At 34.1% G+C, this 19652-nt stretch carries 21 protein-coding genes and 1 tRNA gene; 8 read left to right on the forward strand and 14 right to left on the reverse strand.

From position 1 onward, the window contains the following. Nucleotides 1–15 precede the first annotated feature (15 nt). Together M2265_RS10835 and M2265_RS10840 are read right to left on the reverse strand one after the other, a co-directional pair. Nucleotides 16–1314, reverse strand: coding sequence for an MFS transporter (locus tag M2265_RS10835; protein WP_132772005.1), 1299 nt, complete (start codon nt 1312–1314; stop codon nt 16–18). 51 nt (nt 1315–1365) lie between these two features. Further along, a complete protein-coding gene (locus M2265_RS10840; RefSeq protein WP_132772006.1) occupies nt 1366–2682 on the reverse strand; it encodes a D-alanyl-D-alanine carboxypeptidase in 1317 nt (438 codons plus the stop codon). Nucleotides 2683–2948: 266 nt separating this feature from the next. Here M2265_RS10840 and M2265_RS10845 point away from each other — a divergent pair, with 266 nt between their 5' ends. The 3 genes from M2265_RS10845 to M2265_RS10855 all read left to right on the forward strand — a co-directional run bounded on the left by M2265_RS10845 (nt 2949) and on the right by M2265_RS10855 (nt 4963). Beyond that, entirely contained in the window at nt 2949–4073 is a 1125-nt protein-coding gene (locus M2265_RS10845) for a CofH family radical SAM protein (RefSeq protein WP_132772007.1), read from the forward strand. A 5-nt stretch (nt 4074–4078) separates the two neighbouring features. After that, entirely contained in the window at nt 4079–4639 is a 561-nt protein-coding gene (gene scpB / locus M2265_RS10850) for an SMC-Scp complex subunit ScpB (RefSeq protein WP_132772008.1), read from the forward strand. Nucleotides 4640–4792: 153 nt separating this feature from the next. Continuing rightward, nucleotides 4793–4963 (forward strand): hypothetical protein, encoded by a 171-nt coding sequence (locus M2265_RS10855; RefSeq protein ID WP_165902458.1) that lies wholly within the window; start codon nt 4793–4795, stop codon nt 4961–4963. A 119-nt stretch (nt 4964–5082) separates the two neighbouring features. Here the strand turns inward: M2265_RS10855 and M2265_RS10860 are convergent, their stop codons facing one another. From M2265_RS10860 to M2265_RS10885, 6 genes are all read right to left on the reverse strand, one after another. Next, nucleotides 5083–5412, reverse strand: a complete 330-nt coding sequence (locus M2265_RS10860; RefSeq protein ID WP_021189733.1) for a helix-turn-helix domain-containing protein — start codon at nt 5410–5412, stop codon at nt 5083–5085. A gap of 73 nt (nt 5413–5485) precedes the next feature. Further along, a complete protein-coding gene (locus M2265_RS10865; protein ID WP_132772009.1) occupies nt 5486–6856 on the reverse strand; it encodes a Mur ligase family protein in 1371 nt (456 codons plus the stop codon). Nucleotides 6857–6860: 4 nt separating this feature from the next. After that, complete coding sequence (gene prmA / locus M2265_RS10870; RefSeq protein ID WP_132772010.1) at nt 6861–7703, reverse strand: 50S ribosomal protein L11 methyltransferase; 843 nt, start codon at nt 7701–7703, stop codon at nt 6861–6863. A 9-nt stretch (nt 7704–7712) separates the two neighbouring features. Continuing rightward, complete coding sequence (tpiA, locus tag M2265_RS10875) at nt 7713–8480, reverse strand: triose-phosphate isomerase (protein ID WP_132772011.1); 768 nt, start codon at nt 8478–8480, stop codon at nt 7713–7715. Nucleotides 8481–8486: 6 nt separating this feature from the next. Further along, nucleotides 8487–9707 carry a putative sugar nucleotidyl transferase gene (locus tag M2265_RS10880; RefSeq protein WP_132772012.1) on the reverse strand — a complete coding sequence of 407 codons (1221 nt, stop codon included), beginning with the start codon at nt 9705–9707 and terminating at the stop codon, nt 8487–8489. 79 nt (nt 9708–9786) lie between these two features. Further along, complete coding sequence (locus tag M2265_RS10885) at nt 9787–10035, reverse strand: type B 50S ribosomal protein L31 (protein WP_021189727.1); 249 nt, start codon at nt 10033–10035, stop codon at nt 9787–9789. A 239-nt stretch (nt 10036–10274) separates the two neighbouring features. Here M2265_RS10885 and M2265_RS10890 point away from each other — a divergent pair, with 239 nt between their 5' ends. Beyond that, on the forward strand, nt 10275–10613 hold the full coding sequence (locus M2265_RS10890; RefSeq protein ID WP_021189726.1) for a DUF2853 family protein: 339 nt from the start codon (nt 10275–10277) through the stop codon (nt 10611–10613). A gap of 23 nt (nt 10614–10636) precedes the next feature. Here M2265_RS10890 and M2265_RS10895 read toward each other — a convergent pair whose 3' ends face one another. Beyond that, nucleotides 10637–11290: a carbohydrate-binding family 9-like protein gene (locus tag M2265_RS10895; RefSeq protein ID WP_165905964.1), complete on the reverse strand. Its 654-nt coding sequence runs from the start codon at nt 11288–11290 to the stop codon at nt 10637–10639. Nucleotides 11291–11357: 67 nt separating this feature from the next. Then, the gene (locus tag M2265_RS10900) at nt 11358–12470 is read right to left on the reverse strand and encodes a phosphotransferase enzyme family protein (RefSeq protein ID WP_021189724.1); all 1113 of its coding nucleotides are present in this window, start codon (nt 12468–12470) and stop codon (nt 11358–11360) included. 253 nt (nt 12471–12723) lie between these two features. On the opposite strand from M2265_RS10900, the gene M2265_RS10905 reads away from it, so the two are divergent. Further along, nucleotides 12724–14067, forward strand: a complete 1344-nt coding sequence (locus tag M2265_RS10905) for a Gfo/Idh/MocA family protein (protein ID WP_132772014.1) — start codon at nt 12724–12726, stop codon at nt 14065–14067. A gap of 138 nt (nt 14068–14205) precedes the next feature. Continuing rightward, entirely contained in the window at nt 14206–15504 is a 1299-nt protein-coding gene (locus M2265_RS10910; protein WP_132772015.1) for a hemolysin family protein, read from the forward strand. Between the two features lie 12 nt (nt 15505–15516). On the opposite strand, the gene trxA is transcribed toward M2265_RS10910, so the two are convergent. The 3 genes from trxA to M2265_RS10925 all read right to left on the reverse strand — a co-directional run bounded on the left by trxA (nt 15517) and on the right by M2265_RS10925 (nt 17591). Then, nucleotides 15517–15813, reverse strand: coding sequence for a thioredoxin (gene trxA, locus M2265_RS10915; protein ID WP_132772016.1), 297 nt, complete (start codon nt 15811–15813; stop codon nt 15517–15519). Continuing rightward, complete coding sequence (locus M2265_RS10920) at nt 15813–16556, reverse strand: rhodanese-like domain-containing protein (RefSeq protein WP_132772017.1); 744 nt, start codon at nt 16554–16556, stop codon at nt 15813–15815. Before M2265_RS10920 ends, trxA begins: the two co-directional genes overlap by 1 nt. A gap of 180 nt (nt 16557–16736) precedes the next feature. Beyond that, a complete protein-coding gene (locus M2265_RS10925) occupies nt 16737–17591 on the reverse strand; it encodes a glycoside hydrolase family 25 protein (RefSeq protein ID WP_132772018.1) in 855 nt (284 codons plus the stop codon). Between the two features lie 68 nt (nt 17592–17659). Here M2265_RS10925 and M2265_RS10930 point away from each other — a divergent pair, with 68 nt between their 5' ends. Together M2265_RS10930 and M2265_RS10935 are read left to right on the forward strand one after the other, a co-directional pair. Continuing rightward, nucleotides 17660–18544 (forward strand): bestrophin family protein, encoded by an 885-nt coding sequence (locus tag M2265_RS10930; RefSeq protein WP_132772019.1) that lies wholly within the window; start codon nt 17660–17662, stop codon nt 18542–18544. A 123-nt stretch (nt 18545–18667) separates the two neighbouring features. Beyond that, nucleotides 18668–18755: transfer RNA gene (locus tag M2265_RS10935), tRNA-Ser, on the forward strand. Between the two features lie 188 nt (nt 18756–18943). Here M2265_RS10935 and M2265_RS10940 read toward each other — a convergent pair. Next, nucleotides 18944–19612: a sterol desaturase family protein gene (locus M2265_RS10940; protein ID WP_237682864.1), complete on the reverse strand. Its 669-nt coding sequence runs from the start codon at nt 19610–19612 to the stop codon at nt 18944–18946. Nucleotides 19613–19652 lie beyond the last annotated feature (40 nt).

Genomic DNA, 19652 nt, shown 5'->3' on the forward strand with positions numbered 1-19652 from the left:
TTCTAAAATTTAAATTTAGGATTTATTGAACCGCAACAGACGAGCGAGCAGTAACAATCCAATTACAAAAAATAAAGATAAGGATAATGCCGAATATCTAATATTATGTGTCATTTGTTCAATCAGCGCAAACGAAAACAAACCCACCACAATTGCTAATTTCTCTGTAACATCATAAAAAGAGAAAAAAGCCGTTGTATCCTGTATACCTTCAGGAACTAATTTAGAGAATGTCGATCTTGAAAGCGATTGAATTCCTCCCATTACCAGTCCAACCAAAGCTGCCAATATATAAAATTGAATTTCGGTTGTTAAAAAATAAGCAGAAATGCAGATACTGATCCAAATAACCACAACTAACATCAACACTCGAACATTTCCAATACGAGCTGAAATAGCCGACATAATAAATGCACCTGCAATTGCAACAAGTTGAATCAATAAAATAGTACCAATTAATTTAGTCGCGCCCAAATGCAATACCTTCTCTCCAAATGCCGATGCGACAATCATTAATGTCTGTACCCCTATACTGTAAAAGAAAAATGCGGGAAGAAATTTTTTGATCTCCTCTATCTGCTGAATATGCCCCCAAACTGAAGAAATTTCTGCTTTTACCTTGTTAATTAATGACGAACCCTCACCTTTTCGGGTAGCCGGAATGTTAGGAAGATATTTGAAAGGAATAAGAGAAAATCCCAACCACCAAATTCCAACCATTAAAAAGGAAACCCTTGCCGGTAAAGAAGGATCAGTAATACCAAACCAATCAGGTTTCAATACAATGATAAAACATAAAATCTGTAAGGTAACACAGCCCACATAACCATAGGAAAAACCTTGTGCACTCACCTTATCTTGCTGTTCCACAGAAGCGATAAGAGGAAGATAAGAATTGTTAAATAGAACACCGCCTATATACCCCATCGCGGCAATCACAAAACAGATAATACCAACTTCCAAAGTTTCCAGCTTAAAGAAAAAGAGTCCCATACATGCGACTGCTCCAGCAGTAGTAAAAAACTTCATAATTTGTTTCTTCTTGCCATTTGCATCTGCGTACGAAGAAATAAAAGGTAAAGTCAATGCCATGACCAAATAAGCAAATGCTAAAGCAAAATTTGATAATGCCGTATTAACAAATTCAAACCCAAAGAACTTAACCACATCACCATGTTCTTTTGTATTGGTGATTGTTGTATAGTAAACAGGAAAAATCGTTGATGTAATAACCAGATTGTAGGCCGAATTAGCCCAATCAAACATGGCCCAAGAACGAATTAATTTTTTATTATCTTTTTTAATAACAGACATACTGAAGGTTTAGTCGATAAAAATAATAATTAAGCAGTATAAACTGAAATATTAATAATTCTGCCTGATATAAGTCATGATATTAACCATTTCCTTTCTAATAATCGCGCTTCTTTCATCAATAAAATTATTATTTAAAAAAGAAAAAGCAAGTTTTTTTCCAGATCGGGTTATTAAGTATCCACTTTGACAGTAAACTGATGTAATGGTTCCTGTTTTAGCAAACACAAATGGAACACCACGGTCAGTACTGTATGAACGTCTTAATGTACCATCAACGCCACCTGTAGAAAAAAGTTTAAATCGTTGAGATTCATCTGGAAGCTTATTTTTTATAGCCACTAAAACATCAATCATGTTTTGTGGCGTTATCTTATTATAAGAAGAGAGCCCAGATCCATCATGTAATACAATTTCATCCGAGTAATATTTAAAATAATGCTCCTTCATCCAGTTGCGGACTAAATAAGTATCAAACATCTTAAATTTCTGTAGTGATATCATCATGAGAATTTGCTCAGCGAGGTAATTATCACTAGGTAACATCATTTCACGTAAAACATAACGGGTAGCATTAGAGTAAAGAGTTTTTACCTCAGTTGGTTTACTATATTCAATGATCTGAATAGATTTATTTAAAGTGTCTGATAATAATCTAATGGCTAAAGTATCCGAATATTTAAAAGGAATTTCGTTAACATAGTTGGAAGGTACCTTTTCCCGAGATTGTAAGAATTGATTTCCAATAAATGATCTACTTAATGTAAACTTACCTTTATCTAAAGAATGATCAATCGTTAACTTATCTTGGAAGAAGTCTGGAACAAGCTTCAGACCATTGTTCGAATTCTCTCTAAAAGTAACGACATTTCCATAAATTGGAAATGTTGCAATTTCGGGTTGATAATAAGAATCAAAATCATCCATTGTCCAACCTGCAGCAAAAAAACGATTCTGCATAGGAGTTGGAATAAAGAACAGCTTTTTTTCTGTCTTCTTTAAAAAGTTGTAGACAACATGTGAATCCATTTTACTGTGTAAAAAAGTCGGATCACCTGTTCCCCAAAATAAGAGCGAATCACCTTTTTCAACATACTGTAACCCAGGAATTGAATCACCAAGCATTTCTAGAGCTGTATAAAGCGTAAAAACCTTAGTATTAGAAGCCGGTGTAAAATGCTTGTGACCATTAATATCAACTACATAACGATTACTGTCTAAATCGTATAAGGAAAATCCAAAAAAATGATCATTAAGTATTTGAGATTGCTGCAATTTAGCGTAAACTTCACTAAACACCTGGGCATTAACATTATAAATATTAATAACTAAAATTAAAACAATAAATATTCTCTTAAAAAATTCCATCCCTGTAAAACTACGAAAATTGAGACATAATACGGATTTAACTTGTTTCCCTCATGGCCATAAATGAGCATGAGGGAAACAGCCAAACAATTATTATTTAACCTAAGTAAACATTCGCTTTCAATATAAAAACAAGCAGAAAGCTATTACACTAAAAAACATTGCTTAATTAATGATCAGCTACTTCAAACATTTCGTATGAGTATTAATGAAAACTTACAGACAATCAATAAATATAAAGTAAAAGGTCCTTATATTTGTTCTTAATGAATGTAAGCAATTTATTAGAAAAAGCCTTAAAATTTGAGTTCTTAACCAAAGAAGAAGGCATATATTTATATCATAATGCAGCCACAGCTGATCTAAGCTATGTTGCAAATGAATTACGTAAAATACAAGTACCTCATGGAAAGGTAACTTGGCAAATCGATCGTAATGTAAATACCACAAATGTTTGTATTGCAAACTGCAAATTCTGTAATTTCTTTCGCAGACCTGGCCATGAAGATAGTTACATCACAGATCTTGAAACATACAAACAGAAGATTGAGGAAACCTTTATGTACGGAGGAGATCAATTATTGTTACAGGGGGGACATCACCCGGATCTTGGTTTAGAATTTTATGCGACTATTTTTAAACAATTAAAGGAGCTCTATCCAACATTGAAACTCCATGCTTTAGGTCCTCCAGAAATTGCCCATGTTGCTAAACTAGAGAATCTATCTCATATTGAAGTATTAAAAGCCCTAAAGGAATCCGGATTAGATTCATTACCAGGAGCTGGTGCAGAAATCTTAAATGATCGTGTACGACGCCTTATATCAAAAGGGAAATGTGGCGGAAAAGAATGGTTAGATGTAATGCGTGCAGCACATCAAATTGATCTCCCAACCTCAGCAACAATGATGTTTGGTCATATCGAAACAATTGAAGAACGTTTCGAGCATCTGGTCTGGATTAGAGAAGTGCAAACTGAAAAGCCTGAAAACCACTTCGGTTTTGTAGCATTTATTCCTTGGCCATTTCAAGATGATGGTACTTTACTAAAAAGGCTCAGAGGCATTACAAATGACGTAACTGGGGAAGAATATATCCGTATGATTGCTTTAAGCAGAATCATGCTTCCAAATATTAAAAACATTCAAGCTTCTTGGTTGACCGTAGGTAAACGAACAGCTCAATTATGCCTACATGCCGGTGCTAATGATTTTGGTTCCATCATGATCGAGGAAAATGTAGTATCTGCTGCTGGAGCTCCGCATAGATTTACAGCAAAATCTATTCAACAAGCGATCAAAGAAGCTGGATTTGAACCCCAACTGAGAACGCAGCGTTATGAGTTCCGCGAGCTTCCTGAACATATGGTAGAACAAGTCATCAATTACTAAAATCAGTGAAGGATATTATTCGTAACATAGAAGCAATTATATATGCTTCGGAAGACGGCATTACGTCGCAAGATATCAAACATGTATTGCAAGAAGCTTTAGCGATCGAAATTTCAAAAGATGAATTGCAAAATTTAATAGATAAGATCATCATTAAGCATCAAAGCGAAGATGAAGTGTTGGAATTAAAAGTGATTAATAACAGCTACCAATTTTTGACAAAATCAACTTACCATGAAACGATCAATCAATTACAGTTGCATCGGGACAAGAAAAAGTTAAGTCAGGCGGCATTGGAAACTTTAGCAATCATTGCATATAGACAACCTATTACAAAGCTAGAAATCGAACAGATAAGAGGTGTGAGCTGTGACTACTCCGTTCAACGACTTTTAGAAAAAAAACTAATTCAGATTGCTGGGAAGTCAGATTCAATAGGAAAACCTCTGCTGTACAGCACAAGTGCTCAATTTATGAACCACTTCGGCATTAATGGTGTAAGAGACCTACCACAACTTAAAGATATCGTTTCTGTAGACAATGAAATTGGTGAGGTCGTCGAATAACGACATTAGTAATTTTGCTCCGCATTTACAAATCAACGAATAACACTAATAATCAGCCCTTTAGATTGATTATTTTTTTTCAAAAAAAGTTTAAAGTTCGAATTTTGTTATATAATTTTACATTATTAAATAAGCAAAAAAAAATATAATTTTATGAACACGGCAATGATGAAAAGTGAATCTATGAATGTAGAAGATGATAAATTTGGTTCATTTAATGGACCTGATGATGATTCTGATGATATCTTAGAAGATGACTTTAATTTAGAAGACATTGACTCTATTGGAGAATTTGACGATTTCGGAGACGAAGACGAATTTTAATCCAAATCAATCACAAAGATCTATAGAAAACAACTTACGTTGTCAGTCAAAAAGTAAGAAGGCTTGCAGATTAATATCTGCAAGCCTTTATTTTATTCATTCCCAAAATTGAATAAAACCTATTTCTTATGCAATTGCTCGTAAAGATCAATAACTTTCTTTTGCAACTCGATAACTTCAGTTTCACGGGATTGCAATTTTTTAGTTAATTCTGCCAATTCATTGATAGCTTCTTTATCCTCTTCCATATCGGAAGTTGATAAAAGCTGAACTACTGACAAATTAAATAATTTCGAAATTTGATTTAAGCGTGAAAGGTTAACATCTGTAATTCCTGTTTCAATTTTTGAAAAAGCTGGAATTGAGATATCTAATCTCTTTGCAACATCCTCTTGGCTCCACCCTTTTTGGTGTCTCAGTAGTCTAATTTTTTTTCCTAGTGCATTCATTTGGTAGATTTTTTTATTTACAAAACAAATATAAAATAAAAAATCTTTTATTCAAAGTGTTAAGGCAATTTTATTAATAATTCTTAAAAAAATGATCCGCCAGCTCGGTCAAATTAACCCCACTGTAATTGCCAGAACTCATCAGCAATAAATTATTGCCTTTTGATTTAAAATTCTCAAGGAAATCGTAGAGATCACCTAAATTCGTCACAATGTCCACGTCTGATCGATTGAACGCGTTTCGGATGTCTTCCAATAGATGTGTAGTACACTTATTTACCTCCTTAATTGATTCCATATTTATAAAAACAACCGGAAGATCCGCTTCATTCATCGTATCTTTATATTGACTGACAAATTTCTCATCCAAACTGTCATAAGCGTTTAATTCAATTATTGCAACCAACTTTTGACTTGGAAATTGCTCTTTAATAGCATGAATACTTGCTTTCAGTTTCTTAGGAGTATGAGCAAAATCCTGATAAACAACAGATCCCTCGAAACTTGCTACAAATTCCAGATAACGAATTGAACTCTTAAAAGTTTTTATGGCGTCAAAGAAATCCTCCTTCTTAATACCAAGCCACTCACAAACCGTATATGCCCCAGCAATGTTTGAAAGGTTATGCTTCCCAAATACCTGCAAAGGAATATCACCTTTTACGGACTTAATATATGTGGTACCTTTATTAATAGCATATTCAGGAATCTGATATCCATGCCGATTAATTTTACAAGATTTAGTATCTGTTATAATCTTTTGCAGATATTTATCTTCTTTGTTATAAATCAGAGTTCCCTTAGACTCTATCGTATTAATAAAGTCTTCAAACTGTTTTAAATAGTTATCGAAAGTTATTGTCGTGCTATATTCGTTCCAATTTATACCGCTAATCAAGGCAATATTTGGTTTATAAAACATAAACTTTGACTTATTACTCAAGCTAGAAGCTACATTTTCATCACCCTCGATTAATATAATTTTGTTTGTTTTTGTAATTTCGATCAAATTATCAAAACCTTCAAGTTGCGCTCCAACTAAATAATCAAAAGGTCTTTCAAGAGTTTTTAAAACATGCATGATCATACTCATGATCGTAGTCTTACCATAACTACCTGCTATGATCACCCTCGTTTTATCTTGAGAAAGTTCTTGAATAAATTCGGGAAATGAATAAATCTTTAACCCTAACTCCTGCGCTTTTATAAGCTCAGGGTTATTGATAAGTGCATGAGCTCCTAAAATTACAGCATCAATATCATCGGTAATTTTTTCGTCAAACCACCCTAGTTGCTCAGGCAATAAACCTGCATCAATGAGATGACTACGGGAAGGTTCCACAATCTGATCATCAGACCCAGAGACCTGATGCCCCTGCCTTTCCAAAGAAATAGCAAGGTTATGCATGATACTTCCTCCTATCGCAATAAAATGTATGCGCATATTATTATTTTACTTTCACGAACTTAGCCGAGCACCAGTTGTCCATTACTTTATTGGAAACAAACTCAAAACCTATAGCTTCTGCACTCGTTCTCAAAATTGATAAATCTTCCCCATCAAAAAAACCACTAATATACAACTCTCCGTTTAATCGAAGAGACTTGCTATACTGCGGAAATTGTTCTAACAATATATTACGGTTTATATTAGCTAAAATGATGTCAAATTCCCGACCTATTAATGTTTCATATGAACCTAATTTTGATTCTATATTACTAACGTTATTCAGTAATTTATTTTCCTCAACACTAGCGATACAAACATCATCAAAATCTACAGCAAATACATGTCTTGCTTCTTTTTGTGATGCTAAAATAGCCAATATACCTGTACCGCAACCCATATCCAAAACTTCTTTATCCTGAATGTTATTTTCCAGGATATAACGAAGTATCATAGTTGTGGTCTGGTGATGCCCCGTACCAAACGACATCTTAGGATCTATTATTATTTCATAACGAATTTCCGGTTTAGCCGGATGAAAATTAGCTCTGACATAACAATCATTATCAATTAAAATCGGGCTAAAGTTACTTTCCCATAACTTATTCCAATTTTGATCTTGTATATCCACCACTTCATAACGAACCTCGAAACCGTCTTCTTGTTGAAGAATAACTGTTTCCAATGCCTGAAGATCAAGGTTTGCAGTTGGAATAAAAGCTGCAAACCCTGTCTCAGTATCTTCAAAAGTATCAAAACCTATATCAGCTAGCTCGGCAATAAACAAATCCTGTTGCCACTCTTCCCCTACTATTCGCGTAAATATTACCTCACTATATTTCATAATAGATTTTTACTTATTAAAAACTTTAACGATATCTAAGAAGTCTCTTGATTTTAAAGAAGCTCCACCGATCAATCCACCATCAATATCAGGTTGTGCAAACAATTCACCTGCATTTTTAGGGTTACAGCTTCCTCCATATAAAATACTAGTCTCATCCGCAACAGATTGATCATAATGAGCCGCTACAGTAGCACGAATAAAAGCATGAACTTCTTGAGCTTGCTCTGGAGAAGCTGTTAAACCAGTACCGATAGCCCAAACTGGCTCATAAGCCAACACAACTTTCGCAAACTCCTCTTTGGATAGATGAAACACCCCTTCTGCCAATTGTGTTTTTATAATATCAAAAAACTTTCCAGACTCTCTTTCCTCTTTAGTTTCACCAATACAGAAAATTGGTAACAAACCATGCTTTAACGCAGCATCAACCTTCTCACTTAATAAGGCATTTGTTTCTCCAAAATAAGCTCTACGCTCCGAATGTCCCAATATAACATAATCAGCACCTACAGATTTAACTTGACTTGCAGAAATTTCTCCTGTATAAGCTCCAGATTCAGCCTGGTGGATATTTTGTGCACCTACAGCAACATGAGAAGCCGTCTTTGCCAATTGCGCAATACTATGTAAATGAATAAATGGGCTACAAACAACGACTTGTTGGTCACCAACAATTTCATCTTTAGCCATATTCACAACTTCAGAGAACAAGCTAACTCCATCCTGATAATCCAAATTCATTTTCCAGTTTCCTGCTACAATTTTCTTACGCATAATACTTTAGTTTTTAAATGTTGATTGATTAATTTCTATAATTCTTTCAATTAGTCTCTTGTCTAATCTTTTATTTTTTGATAAAAATACAACTTCTAAATCAGAAATAAACTTTTGAAGTTGATAAGCTTCCTTTATGTCCCCGTATAGCCAAGTAAATGACGGAACAAATTTAGGATAAAAATCCGTCAATGCTAACATACATCCTGTACCAATAACAGTTCCGGTGTTAAAAGCTGACTGTATTCCAGATCGACTGAAGTCTCCCATATATAAACCACACTTCATCAATCCTGTATCACGCAATCCTTTCGATAAATAATCATAAAGCTCAACAGGAGATAAATTATTCTTCAAGTTTGAATTTGTTGTGCCCGCACCAAGGTTACACCAATCACCAATCACCGAACAACCCAAATATCCGTAATGCCCTTTTGCACTAAAATTCCCGATACTTGAGTTCGCGATCTCCCCTCCTACTACTGCGCATTCACCAATTGAAACATTTCCGTAAATCGTTGTCCCCATCTTAACAACAGCATGCTTTCCAATATACAATGGTCCTCTTAAATTAGCCCCTTCCATAACGACAGCACCCTCTTCTATATAAATTGGACCTGTCTTTGTATTCAGAGTCACACATTCCATCTCAACGAAATTACCGATATACAATTGATCACCAATCACCGTATTGCTCTCAGAATAAAGTGCACCTGAAAAATGTTTTGTCAAGATCTCAAAATCACGTATAATCTCCGTACCAACATGTAAATACAGATCTTCTATAAATCGGACACGAATGAGGGTCTCATCAAAAGGTATATGGGCCACCCTCACTTTAGAAGGCTCGTCAAAATCAGCCCTTAATGCAAGTAGATCATTACCAGACTTAAGATACTGGCCCTTCGACAACGAAATTAATTTTTCAAGAAAGGATTCATTGGGAATAACATTTACAGACACAAAGTAGAGTTCCTCTGCTTCATAAGATGATAATGCAATCTGTTCATCGATAGATAAAGAATTGTCTAAGCAATCATATAAAACAACAGCATCTAAAGCATGTTTCCACTTTTCAAACAAGGGAAGTATTCCAATACGTAACGAAGCGGTAGGTTTAACTTCTGTAAAGGGCCACAAAGAATCAGAGTTAAATAGATCCCCTAATCCATTAAAACATTGTAAGTACCTTGACTCTGTTGACTGATCAAATAAGATAACTATCACCCTATAAAAATAACAAAAAAAAACTCGATAATGGATATTATCGAGTTTTAATATTGTGCTACCCTTAGGATAACAAAAATTACTTTTTGTTATAACGGCTACGGAATTTATCAATACGACCAGCCGTATCAACCAATTTCATTTTACCAGTATAGAAAGGGTGAGAAGTATGAGAAATCTCCAATTTTACAACTGGATATTCATTACCATCTTCCCAAGTGATTGTCTCTTTTGTATCAACACATGATTTTGTGATGAAAGAATAGTCATTTGACATATCTTTAAACACAACTAATCTGTAATTTGAAGGATGCAAATCTTTTTTCATTTTTATCTTATGATTACGTATATTCAATAATTGAGGTGCAAAGATAATTTATTAAAACCTTATTTGCAAGAATATTCCGTAACAAATATTCCAAATAAGGTATTTATTTTTTACCCTTTACTCCTACTGCAAATATAGTCAATTTTAGCATAAAAAAAGATAATATTTATTCCTTATTTAAGGAATATTGTTTAATTTAAACATAAATTAGAAACTACTTAATTTAACAAGACCACATTATGAGCAAATTAGATGAAAAAATCTCAGCATATATTGCAGAGGCAAAAAAATTAAAACTATCCTTAGAAGACTCTCTTATCGAATCTGTTACAAAAGGGTTAGGTCCTTCTATTTACAAAGCAGATGCTGAAACAATCGCATCTTCTGATCCTGAAGAAATTAAAAGATTAAAAAACAATTTTTTAATCAAAAAATTAGGTCTTACAGATGATGCAAAATTAGATGCGGCTATTGAAGAAGTTTTTACTCAAATTGGCAAATCAAACCGCAACAAATACCGTGCATTAGTATATGCACTGCTTGTTAAGAAATTCAAGAAAGAAAGTTTATACAAATAATTTGAATAAGAGTCATCCAACTCTTATACAAAAATCAATTCACCAAAGAATTCAGGTAAATGAAAATTAGGAGTTGGATGATCTATTTTATTCCAAGATAAAAAGTGAGGTCGAGGTAAATGATCTCCACATTTATAAAAATTAGCAAAAATCTTATTTTCCTTTAAAAAGGAATTTGTAATTTGATTATGTGTAAAAGCTGTAAATGGAATGTACTGAATCAAGCTCCATTTAGAGCCTGTTTGAGTACGCTCAATAGTACTAAATACATCAACTTGATCAATTTGCTCTTCTGTTAATCGCGAGCGCTCAGTCTTCACATTAGTGCCATACCCAATCAACCCTGCTCCAATAGGATTAAACTCAAAATTGTAATAGTGCTCTTTGTTATCAAATGAAATGAAGAATTCAACACAGCTATCTTCCCAGATATTATCATTGTGTACATGATATTGTGCCTTGATAACTTCTTCCTCGATCTCATACTGAATAATTATCGCCTTTTGATCATACGCTACCCTAAACTTAGCTTGAGGAATATATGGGTAATCTTCATTCCAGTTCGCGACATTTATATGATTCCAAGATGTAGAACGTAATAATTCATTTAAAGATTGATACCCCTTTAAATCACTATTTTCCAGATTAATTGATGATATAATGATTGAATTTGTCATATACAATAATACTAAATTAAAGCAAAAAGAGAGCATTGAAATATCAATGCTCTCTACTATTTGATTACTAATCTTGCAAAACTGAACTAATGGCAGTTTTTAACTCCTCTTCTTGTCTTTCCATCTCTTCAACCAATTTCAATTGCGTTTTGGTTCTAACGAGATTATGATCATCATACTTTGTTTTAAAATAATGATCTCCTTCAAGATAATCTGTTAAAAATCGTACACCTTGCATATATGGCAGTAAAAATACGCCTTCTAACAAAGAGTGCACCTCAATATCAGTTAAAAACTCTTTAGCTTCATTTAAATATCCTTCTGCGTATGCTGCATAAAGAGGAATATTTAAAACAATCTTAGACAAGTCTTTCTCATCTTCCTCCACTGGATTAATAATCGTACGAATTGCATCTCCAAAATCATATGCTACATATCCAGGCATGACCGTATCTAAATCAATCACACATTGCGCCTGATCATTTTGATCCAATAATACATTATTAAATTTTGTATCATTATGAGTAATGCGTAAAGGAAGATCTCCTTTAGAAGCTAGATCAAGAATTGTTCGCATACGGTCCTCTCTAGAGAAGATAAATTCTAAAATATCTTTTACGCCCTCAACACGTCCTTGTGAATCAGCCGCAATTGCCTTCCTTAAATTATCCAACCTAAACTGGATGTTATGGAAATTTGGCAATACTTCAACAATTTGAGTAGCATCTAAATCTGCCAACTGTAATTGAAATTGACCAAAAGCTTTCCCTCCCTCTGAAGCTTGCGTTGTCGTCTCCACAACATCGTAGCTTTTGGTACCATCAATAAGAATAAACATCCGCCAATAATCTCCATCTTCATCAAGATGATATAAATCATTTGATTTAGTCGGAATTATAGTGAGTACCCTTGACTCTTGAATTTCAATTGGTAAATGCGCAATTTTAGTTTTTAAATGATCGGTGACATGTTTAATGTTTAACATGAGACCATCAACATTTTGAAAAATATGATGATTTATCCTTTGTAATAAAAAGGTTTTACCAATGGTATTTCTTGTTGTTACACGATATGTATCGTTGATATGTCCTGAACCAAAAGCTTCCACACTTATGATATCTTCACTTAAAGAAAACGCTGCTGCTGCTTTCAGACCATTCATTTGATTCGAATTTGACATTAAAAATTATACTAACTATAAATAATTAAGTTTTTAACTGGACTGCAATATCCCAAATAGTTGTGAAAAGTGCTAATAAAATATCAACACAAACGTTTGTTCTTTTTTTTCATTTTAGACAAACGTTTGCACATTAAGTTTGTATTTCCAATTTTATATATTTGTTTGATAGCGAATTAAGTTATATCACACTAAACTCACAATATAACTTAAAAGGGATATTTAATATCCTGATTATAAAAGAACAAAAATTATGGACAGAAGAAATTTCATAAAATCTACAGCACTTACAACTGCTGGACTGGGTATCCTTTCTAGTACAGATTTATTTGCAAAAGATGGTAAAGTTAGGTTAGCATTTATTGGAGTAGGACTTAGAGGCCGTAACCATGTTGCTATCGCATTAAACCGCGACGATGTTGAAGTTGTTGCAATTTGTGATACACAAGAAGAATCTTTATCACAATGTCGTAAGCAATTTGATAAAAAAGGAATTAAACTTCCGAAAGAATACACAGGCGGTATCGATGCTTACAAGAAAATGTTAAGTAAAGAAAAGTTAGATGCTGTAATCATTGCAACTCCTTGGGAATTCCACAAAGATCAAGCAATTGACTCCATGAAGGCAGGCCTATATGTAGGTTGCGAAGTTATTGCAGGACTAACAGTACAAGATCACTGGGATGTAGTAAAAGCATCTGAACAAACAGGGAAACCTTACATGACTTTAGAAAATGTGGCATATCGTCGTGATGTATTGGCTGTTCTTAACATGCACCGCCAAGGATTATTTGGAGAATTACTTCATTTAGAAGGTGGGTACCAACATGATTTACGTGAAGTTCTTTTTAATGATGGAAAAAGCTACTACGGTAAAGGTGTAGAATTTGGCCCTAAAGCAATTTCTGAGGCACAATGGCGCACAAAATATAACGTAGAACAAGATGGTGATTTATATCCGACGCACGGTTTAGGTCCAATTCTTCCTTTCGTTAATATTAATGCTGGAAATCGTTTTACACACCTTACGTCTTATTCGAGTAAAGCGAGAGGCTTGGCTGCATATGTTGAAAAACAATCTCCAGGTCATCCAAATGCAAAATTGAATTATAAAAATGGTGATATCACCCAAACAATGATTCAGTGTCAAAATGGAGAGACTATCATGTTAACACATGATACGCACTTGCCAAGACCATACTCAATCGGTTTCCGTGTTCAAGGTACAGAGGGAATCTGGATGGACGTTGCACAAGGTATCCATATTGAAGGGAAATCAAAACCTCATACTTGGGACCCTGCAAAGGAATGGGTAGATAAATACGATCACCCAATTTGGAAAAAGTATGAAACATTAGCAACAGGCTCAGGTCACGGTGGAATGGACTGGTTTGTCTTCAACTCTTTTATCCAAGCTACCAAACAAGGAAAACAAACTCCTTTCGATGTTTACGACTCTGTTACAATGAGTGCAGTATTCCCATTATCAACAGAATCAATTAAACAAGGTAATAAAACTGTTGAATTTCCTGATTTTACTTCCGGAAAATGGAAAACGAAGAAAAACACATTCATGCTAGATGATAGCGGATTGTAAAATAACAAAAAGGCTTCTAAATAGAAGCCTTTTTACGTTATAGACGAAGGCTAATGCCCTGACAAAAGAGATCTCTCAATCTTTTTTACATATAAATTTCTAAAAATTTACTACATTTAGCCTAAGTATAAAAAAAACATGCTCACAGAAGTCCTTATTATATTAGCTCTAATTATTCTAAATGGAGTATTATCTGCATCAGAAATTGCAATCGTCTCCAGTAGAAAAGCCCGACTGCAAGCAGCATCTGACAAAAATAACCCTGCAGCTAAAATAGCCTTAGCTTTAAAAGAATCTCCAAACAATTTTTTATCCACTGTTCAAATAGGAATTACTTTAATAGGGATTCTAACAGGTTTTTTTAGCGGCGGAAGTATTGCAGTCTACCTGAAGCAGATATTTGTTCAAATCTCATTTTTAGCACCATACAGTGAACAGTTGTCTGTAGTAATCGTTGTTTTTATCATCACTTTTTTTTCTTTGGTACTTGGAGAACTAGTGCCAAAAAGAATCGGTATGGCTATTCCAGAAAAGTATGCCATGGTCATCGCTTACCCAATGAATCTACTGAGTAAAATAGTTCGTCCCTTTGTCTGGCTACTCAGTATTTCAACAGATTGTATTGTCAAACTATTTAATATCAAAAGCACACACAATTCAGTAACAGAAGAAGAAATAAAAGCATTGGTCGATGAAGGAGTGGATAGTGGAGCTATTGAGGGGATAGAACACGATATTGTAGACCGATTATTAAGCTTAGGCGATAAAAAAGCAATAAATCTAATGACCCATAGAAGTAATATTGCTTTTTTAGACCTAGAAGATAGTTTCGAAGAACATCGACATATCATTATGAACACGGAGCATACCATGTACCCAATTTGCGAAGGTAATCTTGATAACATAAAAGGAGTCGTACATGTAAAAAAATTACTTTCACAATATTTAAAAGAAAAACCGATAGATTTAAACAGTTTGATAGAACCTATTAAATTTGTTAACGAGCATAGCTCCGCTTACAGTATTTTAACAAGCCTGAGAGCATCGCATATACACCAGGCTATCGTAATTGATGAATATGGCTCTACACAAGGCGTTATTACCCTTCGGGATATTCTATCTGACCTGGTAGGTAATTTACCTGAAGATCAATCAATCGACAGACCTCGAATCCGTAAACGTGAGGACGGATCCTATATTGCAGATGGGCAATACCAACTGGATAAGTTTATGGAAGAGTTTGAAATTGGTCTCTCTGAAGAAGACGAAGATGAAATAAATAATATTACCACTTTAGGTGGACTTGTATTTTTGCTCCTTGACCACGTTCCTGAAGAAGGAGAACAGGTCCAGTACAAAAATATAAAATTTGAAGTCTTGGATATGGATGGTAATCGAATTGATAAAATTTCATTCAGAAAAAAAGGAGATGATTAATCATCTCCTTTTTTATTTGTGAGCATCAATAAGCTTATGTAGATCTGTTTTAGTAATCATTCCACTTTGCCTCCATACTTGAGTACCATTTTTAAATAATACAAAAGTAGGAACTCCACTTACTTTATAAATGGATGCTATCTTAGGATTTTTATCCACATCAATTTTTATAATTGACAAACTTTCATCATAAAACTCTTTTACATCTTGTAATATGGGTGCCATGGTCTGACACGGTCCACACCAAGTTGCAAAGAAGTCTACCAGTACAACATTATTTGATTTAATAATCTCATCGAATGTAGCCATTATTTCTCCTCTTTTAATTGTTTCAATGCCTGATATCCACCTCTAATATTTATTACATGCTCAAAGCCCTTCTTCTTCAAAATAGACATAGCAATCATACTACGATATCCAGAAAGACATTGGACATAATAATTCTTATTGTCTGGTAAATCTAGATTAAAGTTACCTAAATCTTTTAATGGAAAATTCATAGCATTGTCAATATGCCCTGTGGCAAACTCTTTTTCCGACCGGACATCTATTATTTGACCTTCGTTTGATAAATCTAAATAAGTCGAAGCATCGACCTCTGGTATAGAATCTAAAAGGTACTGCTTTTTATAACTACCCACACCTCCCTCAAGATACCCTAATATATGCGTATAGCCTAATTCTTCCAATGTTAAGCATACCTGTGCTACTGTTTCCTGATCTGAAAGGAGTATAATCGGTTGGTCTTTGTTGGCTAATATTTTTGGAACCCAAGCTTTAAATGGGCCGTTCCAACCGATAAACACCGACTTAGGAATATAACCTGCTGCAAAATCTTTTACCGACCTGGTATCTAACACCAATGCTCCTGTTGCTTCCAATGACATAAATTGCGTTAAATTCAAAGCTGAAACAGGAGGGATAAGCGAAATAGAAGGAGATCTCTTTTCACTTTCCGATATTGCTTTTCCAAAACCGATCTGTGTAAATGTTAAAATAAAAAATACTGTTGCACACGCGCCAACTATATAAGTTAAATATTCTTTTTTCATCTGTATTAATTTTTAAAAGAAGATAAAGCAATTAAAACCGATACTTTCAACTTCTTTTGTGAATTGATGTGCGATGCTGATCGCTTCCACCAGAAAATAATGATGTATGTTTATAAATTTCAAAGAGGAATATACCCCCTTAAACATCCTCTGTATTTATTGTCTCAAGATTATGTAATTTCAATTTTTAAAAGGAATAGTAATTTCTTCAAGTTCTTCAATAGTACCATTAAAGATATTTAGATCCACATTCCCGTTAATCCCTCTAACAGTCCCCTTCTCGGAAAACTGCCAAAAATTCCAATGATCTTTAAGATCTTCGACCCAAAAATTATAATTGGCAATCCATAAAATATAATTACTAAATTCTTTTTGAAGAAAATCTGTATAATATTTATCTCCTGAATACAAAATAGGCTTTACCCTATAATGTGATTCAACTTCGTCCAGCCACCGTTTTAAACCAACTTTCAGACTGTCCATGGATTGATGTTTAGGCAATTCCTCAATATCTAATACAGGCGGTAGATCTCCTGATTCAAGTTTAACAGTCCTAATAAAATTTTTAGCCTGCTTAACGGAATTTTCATTTGGTCTAAAATAGTGATAAGCCCCTCTTAAATTCGCTCTAGTAGCAACTGCTTTCCAATTATCATCAAATCGATCATCCACCTTACTTTCACCCATCGTTGCCCTTACAAAAATAAAATCTATTGGAAATTGATCATTGATTGTATTAACTTCTATCCAGTTAATATCACCTTGATATTGCGATATATCTAAACCAAAAATCTTATCTGAATGGCTCGACATAATCTCCACATTTCGAATATCATATTTAGCCTCTTTATGAGCAGTTCCTCGAGCTTTCCCCAAAGTACTGAGGTAATATCTAATTCCCGCACGATAATGCCATGCAAACGCTAAAAGAACAAGAAGAATAAAAGCTCCAGAAAATGCGATATACTTCCATCTTTTACCATTGTCATCTGTGATCTCGCCTGATTTCTTGCGCTGAACTTTCTTTTTCTTCATTTGGCAATGAATTTAATCTATCTTTTACAAAGAATCAAAATTAAAATAAACATTTTGTATTTTTGTCTATGATTGTTTACAACCCAAAAGATTGGCTTACTTCAACTCTCAAACTCCATAAAACGGATACTTTCCGTAAATTATTTCCATATCTTATCTTAGCATCTTTATATTCTTGGGGCATTGCGTACCTAGAACTGGAATATCTAAAACTAGCTGAAAAAAGTTGGATTAAAAATATCACAATAGTTCATAGCTTACTTGGATTCGTACTCTCCCTTTTGCTTGTATTTAGAACTAATACTGCATACGACCGTTGGTGGGAAGCTAGAAAACAATGGGGTTCATTAACAAACATCAGTAGAAGTTTATCCTATAAAATGAATGCATTTCTGGAAAGCGATGATAAGGTAAACCGCAGCTTTTATAGGAAAGCAATTCCGCTTTATGCAGAAACACTCTATACCTTTCTTCGTTCGGACTACACCAAATTTATGCTTGATGAAGTGTCACATCCGGAATTAGAAAATCTGGATGATCAAAAACATGGTCCCAATCAGGTAGCATCATTAATTTTTAAAAAAACAAATTCCCTCTATAAAGAAGGAAAAATAACAGGAGATCAATTTCGAATCATCAACAATGAACTTGAATCTTTCACCAATGTATGTGGAGCATGTGAACGGATTAAAAACACACCAATACCGCTATCCTATAACGCATTCATAAAAAAGTTCATCATCCTTTATACAGCAACACTCCCCATCGGATACGTCTTTTCAATTGGTTATTTTGTCATTGCAGCAGTACCATTTATATTTTATGTACTAGCATCATTAGAATTAATTGGAGAATCCATTGAAGAACCTTTCGGAACGGATAGTGATGATTTACCGATTGACAAAATCGCACAGAACATCAAAAAACACTGTTATGAAATCTTACTTCCATAGCCTTTAAAAGTAATTTAAGCCTTTTTTTTAACTAAAATATAGCTTAAAAAATTAATCTCCCTCATTTTCAATGGAGTAAAAAATAAGTTTTGGCGACTAAATGAATTTTTCTACTTTTGTGGCGGAGAGCTGGCAGAGTGGTCGAATGCGGCAGTCTTGAAAACTGTTGACTGTCATAGGTCCGGGGGTTCGAATCCCTCGCTCTCCGCCAAATAACAAAGCCCAAAGCAATTTGGGCTTTTGTCATTTATAGAACTTTATATACTTGCTTAACAAAGAAATGAGCAAAGCGAATGTTTTATTGTAGTATATCCTCATTTGGAATCATGGGATAAACCCTCGCTCTCCGCCAATAAAAAAGCCCAACTGCAAAGTTGGGCTTTTGTTGTTTTTTAAGTATTATTTATCCATACTGATTCGTTCTGTTTTTTCTACTTTTTCATCCTCTTTTGGAAAGCCAGAGCGCATGATCTCATCCCACAAAGCTGAACTTACACCGAATCCGTGTTCTGGATCAGAATAATGATGCAACATATGGTGTTGTTTAATTCGTTTAAAAATTCCACTCTTAAAGTTAGCATGATGCATTGCGTAGTGGCATTCGTCATAAATTAAATAACCAATCATAAAACCCGAAAAGAAAGACGCCAATATAATATCCGAACTAAAAAAGAAAGTAAACAAATAATAAACCAATGCTGCCAAAGGTATACTCGCAGATAATGGCATAACCAATCTTAATCTATCCTTTGGATAATCATGATGTACACCGTGAAAAATAAATGCTATTCTCTTACCCCACTTAGTTGTTGGATGATAATGAAAAACCCAACGGTGTAATGCATATTCGAATAAAGTCCAGAAAGCAAGTCCAAAGACAAAATACTGGATATAACAAAGAATACTCATATCTCCAGGACCTAAAGCAGTCCATGAAAAGTAACCAATTATTGGTAAGTAAAATATTAAAGGAACACTCCAATGGACTTTTGTCAATGATTCTAAAAAATCACTTTTAAACATCCTTGAAGATTCAGTGGAATTTGAAACAAAATTACGCTTTGCCATACAATTAATTTATTAATAAAATTGCTACAGATTATCTTTT

Origin of the sequence: Sphingobacterium kitahiroshimense (assembly GCF_025961315.1) — a bacterium.
Classification (GTDB): Bacteria; Bacteroidota; Bacteroidia; order Sphingobacteriales; family Sphingobacteriaceae; genus Sphingobacterium; species Sphingobacterium anhuiense.